This window comes from Actinomycetospora cinnamomea (genome assembly GCF_003096675.1).
Classification (GTDB): Bacteria; Actinomycetota; Actinomycetes; order Mycobacteriales; family Pseudonocardiaceae; genus Actinomycetospora; species Actinomycetospora cinnamomea.
Map to the genome: position 1 here is coordinate 94390 of NZ_QEKW01000014.1, position 14001 is coordinate 108390.

The window sequence follows — 14001 nt, forward strand, 5'->3', positions numbered from 1 at the left end:
GCCCGCCCGTCAGCCCGCCAAGCGCTTCGCCGGGTCGGGCGGGGCGGCGTCGAGCGCGACGAGCGCGTCGGACCACTCGCCGAGCTGCTTGGTGAGCGCGGGCAGGTCGTCGCCGATCGCGTCGACCACCGACTGCTGCATGGCGTCCGTGCGCGCCTCGAGCTCCGCGCGGTGGCGGACACCGTCGGCGCTCAGGGCGTCGCCGTCGACCAGCCCGCGCCGGTGCAGGCCCGCCACGGCGGTGTCGATCTGCTCCGGGCTCCATCCGCGCGACGGTGTGTAGGCACCCAGGGGATAGCCGCACCAGAGCTCGGTGAGCACGTTCATCTGCACCGGGTCGAGGCCGTCGACGGCGCACACCGCGAGGTGGGAGTCGCCGCGGTGCTCGCGCAGGACGTGGCAGGCGTGGACGAGCGCGGCGAGCGTGTCGGCGGGCCACGGCTCGGTGGTGAGGCCGGTGAACAGCGGGCGGGCCGTGCGGTCCCCGGCCTCGATGCCCCGGCGCAGGGCGGTGACGGCCGCGGCGGCCTCCGCGTCGACGTCGCCGAGCAGGCGGCGCAGGGTCGCGCCGGGCGCGTCGAGGCGGATGCGGACGAGGTCGTCGTGGGCGATCGCCGCGACGCCCGCCTCGTACTGCGGCCCGACGAGGTCCGGGGCGAAGACGCCGAGCGCCATGACGGCGACCGCGGTCGGCGGCGTCCCGAGCGGGGCGGTGCGCTGGAAGACGTAGGCCGCGAAGTAGTCGTCCAGGCCGTGCGCGGCGTAGCCCTCCGCGGCCTCGGGCGACCAGATCGACAGGCAGGCCAGCGGCTCGATGGCGTCCCGCAGGGCGCGCGCGGGCGACGGGTCCCGGCCGGCGGGGGGATCGGTGGGCCGCGGGCGGTCGGGGGGCGCGAAGAACAGGCCGCGCATCGTCGGGTAGTCCACGCTGAGCTCCTTGTCGCTCCGGTCAGGTTCCGGCGGGGTCCGCGTCGTCCAGGGCGTGCCACACGACCCAGGACGAGACGGGGTCGGTCGCGGTCAGGACGCCGTGGACGCGCGCGATCTGCGCGACCAGCCACTCCGGCTCCCGGTCGTGCCCCCTGGCCTCGCGCTCGAGCACCGCGGTGAGGAGCTCGCCGGCACCGCGGGCCCGTCGGCGGCAGAGCCGGGTGCCCAGGACGCGGGCCGTCTCCTCGACCACGCGGTGGTCCTCGGGGCTGCCCGGCTTCGCGCCGCGGGCGAGCACCGGCCTTGTCGCGGCCGCCCACGCCCGCAGCGCCGCGCCCCGGGCCAGCGGCCAGGGCAGGACGGCGCCGTGGGCCTCGGCGTCGCGCAGGGCGAGCAGCAGCCCCGACACCTGGCCGAGGGCCGTGACCCACTGCCGGTACGTGCCGGGCACACCGGGGACCGCGTCCTGCGGCATCCGCGGGGTAGGCACGGCCGCGGGTGCGACGTGCGGCGCCTCGTCGTCCCTCATCGCCCGCACCCCCTCGTCCGCCCGTGTCGCGTACCGCGACGGTAGGGAGGGGCGGGGTGTCGGCGCGTCGGGGAACGACCCCGAGAGAAACGCCGCGGTCAGGGGGAGGGGTGGGCGTCAGGCCACGAGCTGCGGGTACCAGGCGCTGATCTCGAGGTCGAGCTCGACGAGATCGGGGTGGGCGAAGAGCGCGCTCTCGTCCGGGCTCAGGCGCTGGGGGCGCCGTCCACCGGTCGGGCAGCCCTCCTCGTGGCGCAGGGGGTGGAGCTTCCACACCCGCACGGACTCGCAGTAGTGGCACTCACCGGTGATCATCGTGGGACCTCGGGCACGTCGGCGGCGTCGGGGGAGCGGTCCCCGCGCGCCGACGCCCGGGGGCCACCCCCATTGTGGTGCCCCGAACGTGCCGTCCCGCCCCCGCTCCGTGACCGCGCCCACCGTGTGACGCGCGCCCACCCCTACGTGCGTGATCTTCTGAGCTATAGCGCAGAAGATCACGCACGTGGTCAGCCGCCCAGCTCCGCCAGCGCCGTCTCGGCCTGGAGGATGATCGCCTCGGGGCCGGTGACCTCGTCGGGGTCGGCGTCGGCGCCCATGTCGCCCGCGCGGTAGCGCGTCCACACCCCGGCGTGGATGCACGCGGCGCGCCAGCGGGCGAAGGCCAGGTAGTACGACACGTCGACGTCCCCGGTGCCGGTCGCCGCGGTGTAGCGGGCGACGAGCTCCGCACGGGTCGGGTAGCCGCCCGCCGGCGTCGGGCTGGGCAGCGCCTCGGGCACCGTGTCGCCCGGCTCGGTCCAGGACACGAGCAGGTGCCCCAGGTCGCAGAGCGGGTCGCCGATCGTCGCCAGCTCCCAGTCGAAGACCGCGACCGCCTGCCCGTCGGGCGCGTAGGCGATGTTCCCGGGCCGGAAGTCGCCGTGGACGATGCCGACCGCGCCCTCGGGGACCCGCGCGGCGAGCGCGTCGTGGGCGGCGTCGAGGGCCGAGAGGTCCTCCATCGCCGACGAGTGCGCCTGCCGGTGCCAGCGCTTGAGCTGGCGCGCGACGAAGTTGCCGGGCCGGGCGAGGTCGTCGAGGCCCACCTCGGCGGGCTCGACGTGGTGCAGCGCGGCCAGGACGTCGATCGTGGACGTGCCCACCACCGTGCGCGCGGCCTCGGGAACCTCGGCGCCCGACTCGGTGTCGTTGAGCACCCGCCCGGGCGCGAAGTCCATGACGTAGAGGTCGGCGCCCCACACGTCGTGGTCGTCGCAGAACGCCCGCGGCGTCGGGACCGGCACCTCGGTGGGGTTCAGCGCCGCGAGGAAGCGCCACTCGCGGCGCATGTCGTGGGCGGTCTCCAGCACGCCGCCCAGCGGCGGGCGGCGCAGCGCCCACGCGTGCCCGGCCTCGTCGGTGACGCGGTAGGTGAGGTTCGAGCGCCCGCCCGCGATGCGCGTGAACTCGATCGAGCCCTCGATCTCGTCGATGTGCGACCGGAACCAGCGGACGACCGCGTCCGGGACCTCCTCGGCTGCCATGGCGGCGAGCATGCCGGTCCATCGATCACCGTGCACCCCGCGGGCCCCTGGTGGACACCGCGAGCGAGGTCTACCGTGACCGTTGACCGGATTCATCATCTGGTCACGACAGCGCGAGGAGGTGCCCGTGAGCCGGGTGCAACGGATGCTCGACGCGGCGGGGGAGCTCCTGCTCGCGCACGGGTACCGGCGGGTGACCGTCGACGACGTGGCCCGCCGCGCCGGCGTGGGCAAGGGCACCGTGTACCTGCACTTCGCGAGCAAGCTCGACCTGTTCGCCGGGGTCCTGCTGCGGGACTCCGTCGGCATCACGCGGGACCTGCGCGACGCGCTGCGCGCCGACCCGCGCGACGCCGCGCTCGACGCGACGATGCGTCGGACGTTCCTGGCCGTGCAGCGCCGCCCGCTGACCCGGGCGCTGCACACCGGTGACGCCGACATGCTCGGCGCGATCGCCACGGACACGAAGGCGGGACTCGAGGTCGTCACCGACAAGACGGCATTCGCGGCGGCGCACTTCGCCCTGCTCTACCGCCACGGTCTCCTCGCCGAGGACCCCGCCGCCACCGCGGACCTGGCCTACCGGTTCGCGGCCGCGTGCACCGGCTTCTTCCTCGACCACCTCGTCCCGGCCGGCGCCGGGATGGACGCGACGGCCCGGGCCGACGCCCTCGCCGCCGTCGTCCGGGCGGGGTTCACCCCGCCCGGCGAGCCCGACCCGGCCGCCCTCGTCGCGGCGGCGGACGAGCTCGCCGCGCTCTACGAGCACACCATCGACCACCTCGCCGCGGCCCTCCCGGAGGAGCCATGACCACCCACCGCTCGACACTGCTCGACCGCGACCTCCCTCCCGACATCGCCGACCTGCCCGCCGTGCTCGAGTGGCTCGCCGCGCTGCGTGCGCAGGCGCCGGTCTGGCGCGACCGCTACGGCATGCACCACGTCACCCGGCACGACGACGTGCAGCTGGTGCTGCGCGACCACGCCACGTTCAGCTCGGACTTCTCGGCGGTGATGCCGGGCTCCGAGACGATGACCAAGGGGATGCTCACCCGCCTCGACCCCCCGGAGCACCGGGCGCTGCGACACCTGGTGAGCGCCTCGTTCACCCCGCGGCGCGTCGCCGGGCTCGAGCCACGGATCCGCGAGCTCACGAGGCGGATGCTCGACGAGGCCGGCGAGGCGTTCGACCTCGTCGACACGCTCGCCTTCCCGCTGCCGGTGACCGTCATCGCCGAGATGCTCGGGCTGCCGGCCGCCGATCACCCGCGGTTCCGCGCCTGGGCCGAGGGCCTGTTCTCGATGCAGGTCGACGACCCGAAGGAGGCCGTGAACGATCCGCGCGTGCGCGACGCGATGGGCGAGGTCACCACCTACCTCGGGGACTGGTGCCGTGCCCGCCGCGAGGACCCGACCGACGACCTGGTGTCGGCGCTCGTCACCACCGAGGTCGACGGCCGGCGCCTGGACGACGAGGAGGCCGCCAACTTCTCGATGCTGCTGCTGTTCGCCGGGCACATCACCACCACGCTGCTGCTCGGCAACGCGATCCGGGTGATCGACGGGAACCCCGGCGCCTGGGCGTCGCTGCGTGCCGACCCCTCGACGATCCCGGCGACGATCGAGGAGGTGCTGCGACTGCGCCCGCCGTTCCCTCTGACCGCGCGCGCCACCACCCGCGACGTCGACATCTCCGGGATCACGGTGCCGGAGCGGTCGATGGTCATGCCGTGGCTGCTCTCGGCCAACCACGACCCCGACGCCCACCCGGACCCGGAGCGCTTCGACCCGTCCCGCCCGGGGATCGGCGGCGGGTCCCAGCTGGCGTTCGGCCACGGCATCCACTTCTGCCTCGGCGCCCCGTTGGCCCGTCTCGAGGCGCGCGTGGCGCTGGAGGAGATGACCGCTCGCTACGCTGCGCTGTCCGTGGGCGAGGGGGAGCAACAGCCGTACACGAGTCGTGTGCTCGGCACCCGCCACCTCCCGGTGGTCACGACCTGATCGGGTGAGCGTCACCCCGGGTGACCGTGTGCTGATTACCCATCACGATCAGTCACGATGAGCGCGTGTCCCGCGCCGCGCTCGCCCGCCTCCTGCTCGGGGTCGCCGTCGCCGTCTGCGCGGCCGCCGCCGTGGTCACGCTGACGACGGCGCACGTGCCCACCGCCCCCGTCGCCGCCCCCGTCACCGCCCCCGCGCCCGATCCGGCGGCCGCCCTCACCGGCCTCGCGGCGGCACCGCCGGGGGAGCGGGCCGTCGTCGCGCGGGTCGTCGACGCGGTCACGTTCGACGCGCGCCTGCCCGACGGCGGGCCGGTGGTGCGGGTACGCGCGCTGGGCGTACAGCCGCCCGGCGCCTGCTACGGCGAGCAGGCGACGGCGTTCGCGTCGCGGGTGCTGGCCCGACGCGCGGTGACCCTCGTGGCCGGGCCGGGCCGGGCCGCCGACCGGTTCGACCGCCGCCTCGCCACCGTCACGCTGGACGGCGGCGGGGACTACGCCGTGCTCGCCGCCGAGGCGGGGATCGCCCGCGCCTACGCCGCCGACGCCGCGCCCGAGGCGATGCCCGCGGTACGCGCTGCCCAGGACCGCGCCCGCCTCGCGGAACGGGGCGTCTGGGGCGCGCCGTGCCGCGGCGCCGAGGCCGCGCGGGACACGCCGAGCGCGGGCAGCACGGCCAGGAGCAGCACGGCCACGAGCAGCACGGCCACGAGCAGGACGACCGCCTCCACCGCGGCCGGGAGCGGCGCGGCCCGGGGCGGCGCGGCCGGGGTCGACGGCTCCTGACCGTCAGTCGCCCGGGCGCGCCTCGTGGTGCCGCCGCCCGTGGGTGCGGCGGTCCTCCTTCATGGCCGCCTCGAACACGTGGCGCCGGCCGCCGGCGAGCCGTTCGCGGGCCCGGCGTTCGTGGTCGCGCACGACCGACCAGTACGTGTCGTCGTACTCCTCGACGATCTGGAAGCTCCAGCGGCCCTCGAGGAGGTTGCGCCCGACGAGGTCGGCCTCGATCTCGTCGGCGATCCCGTCGTGGCCGGCTCCGCGGAGGGCGTCGACGGCCTTGCCGATCGTGAGGTCGGCGGTGCCCGAGAGCTGGTGGAACGCGTAGAGGTGCCCGCGGGCGCGCTCGACGAACTCCATGCCCTCGGAGAGCTTGCCGAGCGCCTCGACGGTGGCCTGGTCGAGGTCGCCGCGACGGTCGGGGCCGAGGGCGTCCTCGCCGGTCTCGTGGCGGACCGAGCCGCCGTGGTCGTCGTACGCGTCGGGGGCCGGGACGTCGCTCACGCCGCGGACTTCCCGGGGGTGTCGGGTCGGAAACGGTGGTGTGCGTGCTTACCCGTGCCCTGGCACGGGAGAGCACGCACGAGAGCGGAGCTCAAAGCACCTTGCCGGGGTTGAGGATCGCGTGGGGGTCGAGGGCGGCCTTGACCGCGCGCTGCATGGCCAGGACCTCGGGCGCCTGCTCGCGCTGCAGGCCGTCGCGCTTGAGCAGCCCGACCCCGTGCTCGCCGGTGACCGTGCCGCCGAGGGCGAGGGCCTCGGCGAGGATCTCCTCGAACGCCGCCTGCGCGCGCTCGCGGGCCGGCTCGTCGCCGACCGGGGTGATCAGCAGCGGGTGGAGGTTGCCGTCGCCGGCGTGCGCGAGGTTGGCGATCGTCGTGTCGTGGCGGCGTCCGATCTCCTGGATGCGCGCGAGCATCTCGGGCACCGCGGCCCGCGGCACGCAGACGTCCTCGGTGAGCACCGGCCCGAGCCGCTCCAGGGCGGGGTAGGCGAGGCGCCGGGCGGCGAAGAGCGCGTCGGCCTCCTCGGCGTCGGCGGCCTGCGCGGCGAAGCTGGCACCGGCCTCGGAGAAGTGCCGCACCATCTCGCCCGCCTCGGTGTCCCCGGCGGCTCCCGGCGCGTCCGAGCGCCCCAGCAGCACGACGTCGGCCTCGCCCGCCAGGCCCATCTTCTTCCAGGCGTCGACGGCCTCGAGGCACGTGCGGTCCACCAGCTCCAGCGCCGACGGCGTCAGCCCCGCGGCGGTGATCGCGGCGACGGCGCGTCCGGCGTCGACGACGGAGCCGAAGTACCCGGCGACGGTGTGCTCCGGCGCGCGGGCCGGGCGCAGCTTCACGGTGACCTCGGTGATCACCCCGAGCGTGCCCTCGGACCCGACCATCAACCCGGCCAGGTCGAGCCCCGCGACGCCCTTGGCGGTGCGCCGGCCCAGCCGCACGAGCTCGCCGAGTCCGTTGACGACCTGCATCCCCAGCACATAGTCGCGGGTGACGCCGTACTTGACGCAGCAGACCCCGCCGGCGTTGGTGGCGACGTTGCCGCCGATGGTCGACCAGGGCGAGCTGGCCGGGTCCGGCGGGTACCAGAGCCCCAGCTCCGCGCACGCCGCGCGCAGGTCGTCGTTGACCACCCCGGGCTGGACGACCGCGAGCCGCTCGGCCGGGTCGATCTCGAGGACGCCGGTCATGTGCTCGGTGGACACGACGACCGCGCCCTCGGTCGCGTTGGCACCGCCCGAGAGCCCCGTGCCCGCGCCGCGGGGGACCACCGGCGCCCGGTGGGACAGGCACGCCTGCACGACGGCCTGCACCTCCTCGGCCGTGCGCGGGCGCACCACGGCCGCCGGCAGGGCGTGCGGCGCCCACTCGGCGTCGTCGTGGGCGTAGCTCGCGAGGACGTCGGGGTCGTCGAGCACCCGTCCCGCGGGCAGCGCCGCGACCAGGGCCCCGACGACCGCGGACGCCGCCACGGGTTCGGCGGTGGTGCTCATGGCGTCCCCCTCGTCGGCTCGCTCGGTCCACCGTAACCGGCAGCGGCTCCCGGGCGGGGGCGTCGCGCGACGGCTACCGTCCCCGCTCGATGAGCGCCGTACCGACCCTCACCGTCTGCCGCGGCTGCTGCTGCGGCACGTCCACCAAGCACCCCGGCGTCGACCACCGCGCCCAGCTCGAGCGCCTGCGCGCCGCCGCCGGACGTGTCCGGGTCAGTGACTGCCTCGACGCGTGCGCTTACTCGAACGTCGTGGTCGTGTCGCCGTCGCCCGCGGGCCGGCGTGCGGGGGCCCGCCCCGTGTGGCTGCTCGGCGTGCTCGACGCGGAGACCGAGGACGAGGTCGTCGCGTGGGTCCGCGCGGGCGGGCCGGGCGTGGCCGAGCCGCCGGGCATGCTCGACCTGCGGATCTTCACGCCGTCGCGCCGGGTCCGCGCCGCCGTCGACTGATCCCCGCCGGGGCGTGTAGGACGGTGCGGTGACCGATCAGCAGCGGGTGGCCGTGCTCCAGGAGCCGGAGCGCATGACCGTCGAGACCCGTCCGGTGCCCACGCCGGGCACGGGCGAGGTCCAGGTCGCGGTGCGGGCGGTGAGCGTGTGCGGCTCCGACGTCCACTACTACGACCACGGGCGCATCGGCGGCTTCGTCATGCACGCCCCGCTGGTGCTCGGGCACGAGACGTCGGGCGTGGTCAGCGCGGTGGGCGAGGGCGTCGAGGAACCGGCGGTGGGGACGCGCGTCGCGGTCGAGCCGCAGCGCAACTGCGGGCGCTGCGAGCAGTGCGCCCGCGGGCGCTACCACCTCTGCCCGTGGATCGCGTTCTTTGCCACGCCGCCGGTGGACGGCTCCTTCGCGCAGTACGTCGTCGTCCCCGCGGTGCGGGCGCACCCGGTGCCCGAGGCGCTCTCCGACGATGCCGCGGCGATGATCGAGCCGCTGGCGGTGGCCGTGCACGCGGCGGGCAAGGCCGACATCGGCCCGGGCGCGCGGGTGTTCGTCAGCGGCGCGGGCCCGGTGGGGCTGCTCTGCCTGCAGGTCGCGAAGGCCCGGGGCGCGGCGCACGTGAGCGTGTCCGACCCGGTGGCGCGGCGCCGTGACAAGGCGCGCGAGTTCGGCGCCGACACCGTCCTGGACCCCGCGGAGGCGGGCGAGGTCGGGCCGACGGACGTCGTGCTCGAGTGCACCGGGGTCCAGGCGGCGATCGACCTCGCGGTCGCCGCGACGACGCCGGCGGCGACGGTGGTCCTCGTCGGCACTGGGGCGGAGGTGACCCTGCCCCTGGACCTCGTCCAGTCCCGCGAGCTCGTGCTCAAGGGGACGTTCCGCTACGCCCACGTCTACCCGGCGGCGATCGCGCTGGCCGCGTCCGGCGCGGTGCGCCTCGACGCGATGGTCACCTCGCACCACGACCTGGACGGTGCCGAGGACGCGCTGCTGGCCGCGCGCCGCGATCCGGAGGCCATCAAGGCGGTCGTGCGGCCCTGAGACGACACCGGCCCTGAGCCACCACCGACCCGGGGACACCACCGGCCGGCGCCGCGGTCCGCGGTGCCGGCCGGTGGGGTGGCGCGCCGAGGATCAGGCGGCGACGGCGGAGCCGATGCTGCTGACCGCCGAGCCGGCGCGGCGGGCGATGCCGCGGAGCTGGTCACCCGGGCGCTGCTGCTCGTTGGCCTGGGCCGAGAGCACGACGATCGCGCCGGTGAGCACCGGGACCGCGTACTGCAGGGCGTGCAGCTGGCGGTTGGCGCGGGCGACGTCGACCGGCAGCTGCTCGGCGACGTTGCTGACGGTCTGGCCGGCGCGCTTGTCCGCCTCGCGGGCGGCCTCGCCGGCACCGCTCGAGGCGCCCTGCTTCGTGGTGGCGTCCGACAGCGGCGAGGTGGTCGACGACGAGGCGTCGCTCGCCTGATGGATCACCGCGTCCTCGACCTTCTTGCCCACGAGGCGGGTGTAGCCCGACGCGGCGATCGCAGCGACGGTCAGCGCGAGCTTGGCGTTGACCGTGCCGGTGTGGCCCTTCTGCGCGAGGGCACGCTTGCGGTTCTCGGCCAGCAGGCCGGCGCCGCCGATGGTGTGCGCGGCGATCGCCGCGAAGTTCACCGGGCTCCACTTGGCCCAGCCGATGCTGGAGACGCGGTCGGCGGTGCGCCGGTCGCCGGCCTCCTCGGCCGCGGCGTTGAGGCCCGCGAGGCCGAACAGCGAGCCGCCGAACCAGGCGGCGAGGCCGACGTCGTGGAGGGCGTGGAGGACGGTGTTGCGCGTGCTCATGGGACTCCCTGGCCGTTGCGGGCACGCGGATCCGCCGCGGCGATCACCGCGGGGGCGCGTGCGGGGCGGCGGAACGTGTCCGCCTCGGATGGGCTGTCCTGCTCAACCCGGTACACGGGGGTGACCGGTCGAGCCGCCGCGAAACCGCGACTCAGAGCCCACGACTCAGAGCCCGTAGCTCTCCAGGAGGCGCAGCCACACCTCGCTCATCGTCGGGAACGACGGGACCGCGTGCCACAGGCGCTCGAGGGGCACCTCGCCGACGACCATCACCGTGGCGGCGTGCAGCATGTCGGTGACGTCCTGGCCCACCAGCGTGGCGCCGACGACCACGCGGCGCTCGCGGTCGACGACGATCGTCGCCAGTCCCGAGTAGCCGTCGGCCTGCAGCGATCCGCCCGCCGTGCTGCCGATGTCGTAGCTGACCGACTCGACGTCCAGCCCGGCGTCGCGGGCCGCCCGCTCGGTGAGGCCGACGGCCGCGACCTGCGGGTCGGTGAACACCACCTGGGTCACCGCGGTGCGCTCGGCGGTGGTGGCGGTCTTGGCGTAGCGCCCCCCGAGCATCGCCGTCTCGCCCTTCGAGCGGGCGACGATGACGTCGGCGCACGCGCGGGCCTGGTACTTGCCCATGTGCGTGAGCTTGGCGCGGTCGGTGCAGTCGCCGACGGCGTAGAGCCACTCGCCGTCGACCCCGGTGACCAGCGTCGTGTCGTCCACGGGCAGGACGTCGCCGTCCCGCATCCCGACCGTGTCCAGACCGACCCCCCGGGTGCCGGGACGGCGTCCGGCAGCGACGACGAACTCGTCGGCGGTGACCTCACCGCCGTCGTCGAGCGTCGCGTGCACCGTGGAGCCGTCGCGGCGCACCGCGGAGACCGAGGTGCCAAGCCGGACGTCGACGCCGTCGTCGCGCAGCGAGGAGAGCACGCGCTCGCCGGCGGCGGGCTCCATGGTGGGCAGGAGGCGTTCGCCGTGCTGGACGAGCGTCACCGAGGAGCCGAGGCGCCGCCAGGCCGTCGCGAGCTCGCAGCCGACCGCCCCGCCGCCGAGGATGATCATCGAGCCGGGCACCCGTGGCGCGCCGGTGGCTTCGCGGTTGGTCCAGGCGCCCACGTCGTGGATCCCGTTCACCGGGGGCATGGTCGGCACGCTGCCGGTAGCCACGACGACCGCCCGGGTAGCCGCCAGCGAGGTGGTGGTGCCGTCGTCGTGGTCGACCTCGACCCGGCGCTCCCCGGACAGGCGCCCGCGACCGCGGACGAGCAGGGCGCCCGTGCTGCCGATCCAGTCCGCCTGGGAGGAGTCGTCGAAGTGGTGCACGAACTCGTCGCGACGCGCGAGGACGGCGTCGGCGTCGACGGACCCGTCCCCGGACCCGTCGAGGACCTCGCGCACACCCGGCATCCGGTCCGCCGCGGCCCGCAGCTCGACGGGGCGCAGCAGGGCCTTGCTGGGGATGCACGCCCAGTAGGAGCACTCGCCCCCGGCGCGTTCCGACTCCACGATGGCGACGCTCAGCCCGGCGCGGACGACACGGTCGGCGACGTTCTCGCCGGCGGGTCCGGCGCCGAGGACGACGACGTCGATCTCCTGGGTGCTCATGGGGCCCAGCCTGCCCCTGATTCCGCGAGCCGGAAACGCCCCGTGGCGATCGTGCTCGGGGCCAGCCGGGGTCTGGGCTTCCTCGTCGCGCAGGAGCTGGGGCGGCGGGGCCACGACCTCGCCGTGGTCGCGCGGTCCGCCGAGGGGCTCGAGGCGGCGCGCGGCGACCTGGAGGCGACCGGGGCGTCCGTGCTCGCGCTGCCGGCGGACCTGTCGTCCCGGCCTGCCGCCGAGTCGGTGGTCGAGGCCGCCGCCCGGCACTTCGGGCGGCTCGACGTGGTGGTCGCCAACGCCGGGATCATCCAGGTCGCCCCGGTGCGCGCCCTCGACCCGCAGGACGTCGCCGACGCCCACGACGCGATCTTCTGGAGCGCGGTGTACCCCGTGCTCGCGGCGGTCGGGGTGATGCGCCGCCGCGGCGTGGGCCGCGTCGTCGTGATCACCTCGATCGGGGGGAAGATCCCGACGCCGCGGCTGCTGCCCTACACGGCGGCGAAGTTCGCGACGGTCGGGTTCGCCGAGTCCCTGCGCACCGAGGCCGGGCGCGACGGGATCACCGTGACGACCGTGGTTCCGGGGCTGATGCGTACCGGCTCGACGCGCAACGCGTTGGTGGGCGGCGACCGGCAGGCGGAGCTGCGGTGGTTCACCGCGCTGGCGTCGCTGCCGCTGCTGTCGATGGACGCGGGCGCGGCCGCGCGGCGGATCGTGGCCGATGGGCTCGCCGGACGCCCGGAGGTGGTGCTGACGCCCGCGGCGAAGCTGGGCCTGCGGGTGCACGGGCTGGCGCCGGGGCTGACGCAGCGGGCGCTCGCCCTGGTCGACCGGATGCTGCCCGCACCGGGCGTGGACCCACCGCAGCCGGGGCACACGCTGCCCGAGCAGCCGTGGTGGCAGCGGGCGCTGACGGCGCTGGACCGCCGCGCCGCCGTGCGCCACCACGAGCTCGACGACGAGACGCCCCGCCGGTGACCCCTGTGTGAGCGATGTTCCCAGCTATAGCCGGGAACATCGCTCACATGGGATCGCTCAGCTGCCGCTCTTCGACGTGATCTGGGCGAGGAACTGGTGGCACTGGTGCGCGCGCTCCGAGTCCTCGCTCATCACCTTGCGGAAGAAGTCGGCGACCTCGTTCAGGCCCGCGTTCTCGGCGTCGCGGACGTACTGGCCGTAGTCGTGCCCGGCCTTCAGGGCGTGGTACTGCACCGAGACGAGGTCGAAGGTGACGTCGTCGAAACCGGTCTCTCCGGTGGCCATGACTGCCTCCACGGATGCGTGGGCGGACGTGTCCTCCGGGCTGCTCGCTCAACTCGGACCGCACCGGCCTACCCGACCCGCGCTGCGCCGCTAACGCGCGGCGACGTCAGGCCGCCTTCTCGGCCGAGGCGTCCGTGTCCTGCTCGGAGGCCATCTCCTTGCCGAGCTCGGGCAGCATGAGCCAGCTCCCGACGAGGAAGGCGATGCCGCCGACGAGGAAGCCGATCTTGACGATGGAGGCGCCCGGCTCGCCCTCGGCCTGGAGCGACCCCGTGATCGAGAAGCCGGGGACGGCGCCGACGGTGAACCCGACCGAGCCGAGCACGAACATCGCCCCGACCCACCACGACACGTTGCGCAACGTCTTCGGGAAGTACCCGTGACCGGCCTCGAAGGTCTGGAGCACCGAGGCCACGAGGAAGAACAGGGCGCCGACGAGGCTGGTCCACCACAGCCCCACCTCCTCGGGGATGAGGTGGGCGGTGGAGAGCAGGGCCGCGATCGTCTCGTAGTTGAAGATCACCGCGCCGATGAGGAACACGAAAGCCCACACGAAGCCGAGGTCCCTGATCTTGAAACCGACCCACCGCCACGACTCGGGAGGCCGGCTCGAGCCGTCGGAGGTGATCCGGTCGTCCTCGTTGAGGCTCTCGAGGATCTGCCCGTAGACGGCCGCGGTGTAGAGCAGGGCGCCGAGGGTGTACGCGACTTCGGCGAACAGCGACATCGCCGTCTTGTCGCCCCCGAAGGCGCTCGGCACCAGCGAGCCCGCGGCGCCCAGGATGAACAGTGCCGAGCCGACGACGAACGACACCGCCACCCACCACGCCAGCCGGTCGGGCGCCCAGTAGCCGCTGCGGGGACGGGCGCCGCCGCGCCGCGCGCCGTGGCCCTTGCGGTGGGGACGGTCCTGCCAGGTGTAGGCGAGGTCGTCCGGCCCGCGGTACTCCCGCCACGTCGTGAAGGGGCGCGGTCCGCCGCTGCGGACGAGTTGCCAGTCCGACGGTACCTGGGGGCCCACGGTCGCAGACATGACGCGGGCCTTACCCGATCCGTGCTACCCGCTACCCGCGCCGGGGAGGTGCACCTGCCCGGGCTGCCGGCTCCCGTTTGCGG

At 75.2% G+C, this 14001-nt stretch carries 16 protein-coding genes; 6 read left to right on the plus strand and 10 right to left on the minus strand.

Annotation, left to right across the window (positions count from 1 at the left end; translation table 11 throughout):
* Positions 1-9: 9 nt before the first annotated feature.
* From C8D89_RS21915 to C8D89_RS21930, 4 genes are all read right to left on the minus strand, one after another.
* Positions 10-927: an SCO6745 family protein gene (locus C8D89_RS21915; RefSeq protein ID WP_116710247.1), complete on the minus strand. Its 918-nt coding sequence runs from the start codon at positions 925-927 to the stop codon at positions 10-12.
* A 22-nt stretch (positions 928-949) separates the two neighbouring features.
* Positions 950-1459 carry a hypothetical protein gene (locus tag C8D89_RS21920; protein ID WP_133252013.1) on the minus strand — a complete coding sequence of 170 codons (510 nt, stop codon included), beginning with the start codon at positions 1457-1459 and terminating at the stop codon, positions 950-952.
* A 117-nt stretch (positions 1460-1576) separates the two neighbouring features.
* A complete protein-coding gene (locus C8D89_RS21925; RefSeq protein WP_116710249.1) occupies positions 1577-1774 on the minus strand; it encodes a hypothetical protein in 198 nt (65 codons plus the stop codon).
* Positions 1775-1965: 191 nt separating this feature from the next.
* Entirely contained in the window at positions 1966-2982 is a 1017-nt protein-coding gene (locus tag C8D89_RS21930; RefSeq protein WP_116710309.1) for a phosphotransferase family protein, read from the minus strand.
* 127 nt (positions 2983-3109) lie between these two features.
* On the opposite strand from C8D89_RS21930, the gene C8D89_RS21935 reads away from it, so the two are divergent.
* The 3 genes from C8D89_RS21935 (at position 3110) to C8D89_RS21945 (ending at position 5768) form a co-directional block, all read left to right on the plus strand.
* Positions 3110-3793 carry a TetR/AcrR family transcriptional regulator gene (locus tag C8D89_RS21935; RefSeq protein WP_133252014.1) on the plus strand — a complete coding sequence of 228 codons (684 nt, stop codon included), beginning with the start codon at positions 3110-3112 and terminating at the stop codon, positions 3791-3793.
* Complete coding sequence (locus tag C8D89_RS21940) at positions 3790-4983, plus strand: cytochrome P450 (RefSeq protein ID WP_116710251.1); 1194 nt, start codon at positions 3790-3792, stop codon at positions 4981-4983. The genes C8D89_RS21935 and C8D89_RS21940 overlap by 4 nt, the downstream gene beginning before the upstream one ends.
* A gap of 65 nt (positions 4984-5048) precedes the next feature.
* Positions 5049-5768, plus strand: a complete 720-nt coding sequence (locus C8D89_RS21945) for a thermonuclease family protein (RefSeq protein ID WP_116710252.1) — start codon at positions 5049-5051, stop codon at positions 5766-5768.
* 3 nt (positions 5769-5771) lie between these two features.
* Here C8D89_RS21945 and C8D89_RS21950 read toward each other — a convergent pair whose 3' ends face one another.
* Positions 5772-6263: a hypothetical protein gene (locus tag C8D89_RS21950; protein ID WP_243418296.1), complete on the minus strand. Its 492-nt coding sequence runs from the start codon at positions 6261-6263 to the stop codon at positions 5772-5774.
* Positions 6264-6354: 91 nt separating this feature from the next.
* On the minus strand, positions 6355-7752 hold the full coding sequence (locus C8D89_RS21955) for an FAD-binding oxidoreductase (protein ID WP_116710253.1): 1398 nt from the start codon (positions 7750-7752) through the stop codon (positions 6355-6357).
* Positions 7753-7841: 89 nt separating this feature from the next.
* On the opposite strand from C8D89_RS21955, the gene C8D89_RS21960 reads away from it, so the two are divergent.
* Together C8D89_RS21960 and C8D89_RS21965 are read left to right on the plus strand one after the other, a co-directional pair.
* Positions 7842-8201, plus strand: a complete 360-nt coding sequence (locus C8D89_RS21960) for a hypothetical protein (RefSeq protein WP_116710254.1) — start codon at positions 7842-7844, stop codon at positions 8199-8201.
* 28 nt (positions 8202-8229) lie between these two features.
* On the plus strand, positions 8230-9237 hold the full coding sequence (locus C8D89_RS21965; protein WP_243418297.1) for an alcohol dehydrogenase catalytic domain-containing protein: 1008 nt from the start codon (positions 8230-8232) through the stop codon (positions 9235-9237).
* Positions 9238-9330: 93 nt separating this feature from the next.
* Here C8D89_RS21965 and C8D89_RS21970 read toward each other — a convergent pair whose 3' ends face one another.
* Both C8D89_RS21970 and C8D89_RS21975 read right to left on the minus strand, forming a co-directional pair.
* A complete protein-coding gene (locus C8D89_RS21970; protein ID WP_116710255.1) occupies positions 9331-10023 on the minus strand; it encodes a hypothetical protein in 693 nt (230 codons plus the stop codon).
* A 165-nt stretch (positions 10024-10188) separates the two neighbouring features.
* Positions 10189-11628: a dihydrolipoyl dehydrogenase family protein gene (locus C8D89_RS21975; protein WP_116710312.1), complete on the minus strand. Its 1440-nt coding sequence runs from the start codon at positions 11626-11628 to the stop codon at positions 10189-10191.
* Positions 11629-11670: 42 nt separating this feature from the next.
* Here C8D89_RS21975 and C8D89_RS28810 point away from each other — a divergent pair, with 42 nt between their 5' ends.
* Complete coding sequence (locus tag C8D89_RS28810) at positions 11671-12600, plus strand: SDR family NAD(P)-dependent oxidoreductase (protein ID WP_165825860.1); 930 nt, start codon at positions 11671-11673, stop codon at positions 12598-12600.
* A gap of 57 nt (positions 12601-12657) precedes the next feature.
* Here C8D89_RS28810 and C8D89_RS21985 read toward each other — a convergent pair whose 3' ends face one another.
* Both C8D89_RS21985 and C8D89_RS21990 read right to left on the minus strand, forming a co-directional pair.
* The gene (locus tag C8D89_RS21985; protein WP_116710256.1) at positions 12658-12885 is read right to left on the minus strand and encodes an acyl carrier protein; all 228 of its coding nucleotides are present in this window, start codon (positions 12883-12885) and stop codon (positions 12658-12660) included.
* 106 nt (positions 12886-12991) lie between these two features.
* Entirely contained in the window at positions 12992-13918 is a 927-nt protein-coding gene (locus tag C8D89_RS21990; RefSeq protein WP_133252016.1) for a hypothetical protein, read from the minus strand.
* Between the last annotated feature and the right edge of the window lie 83 nt (positions 13919-14001).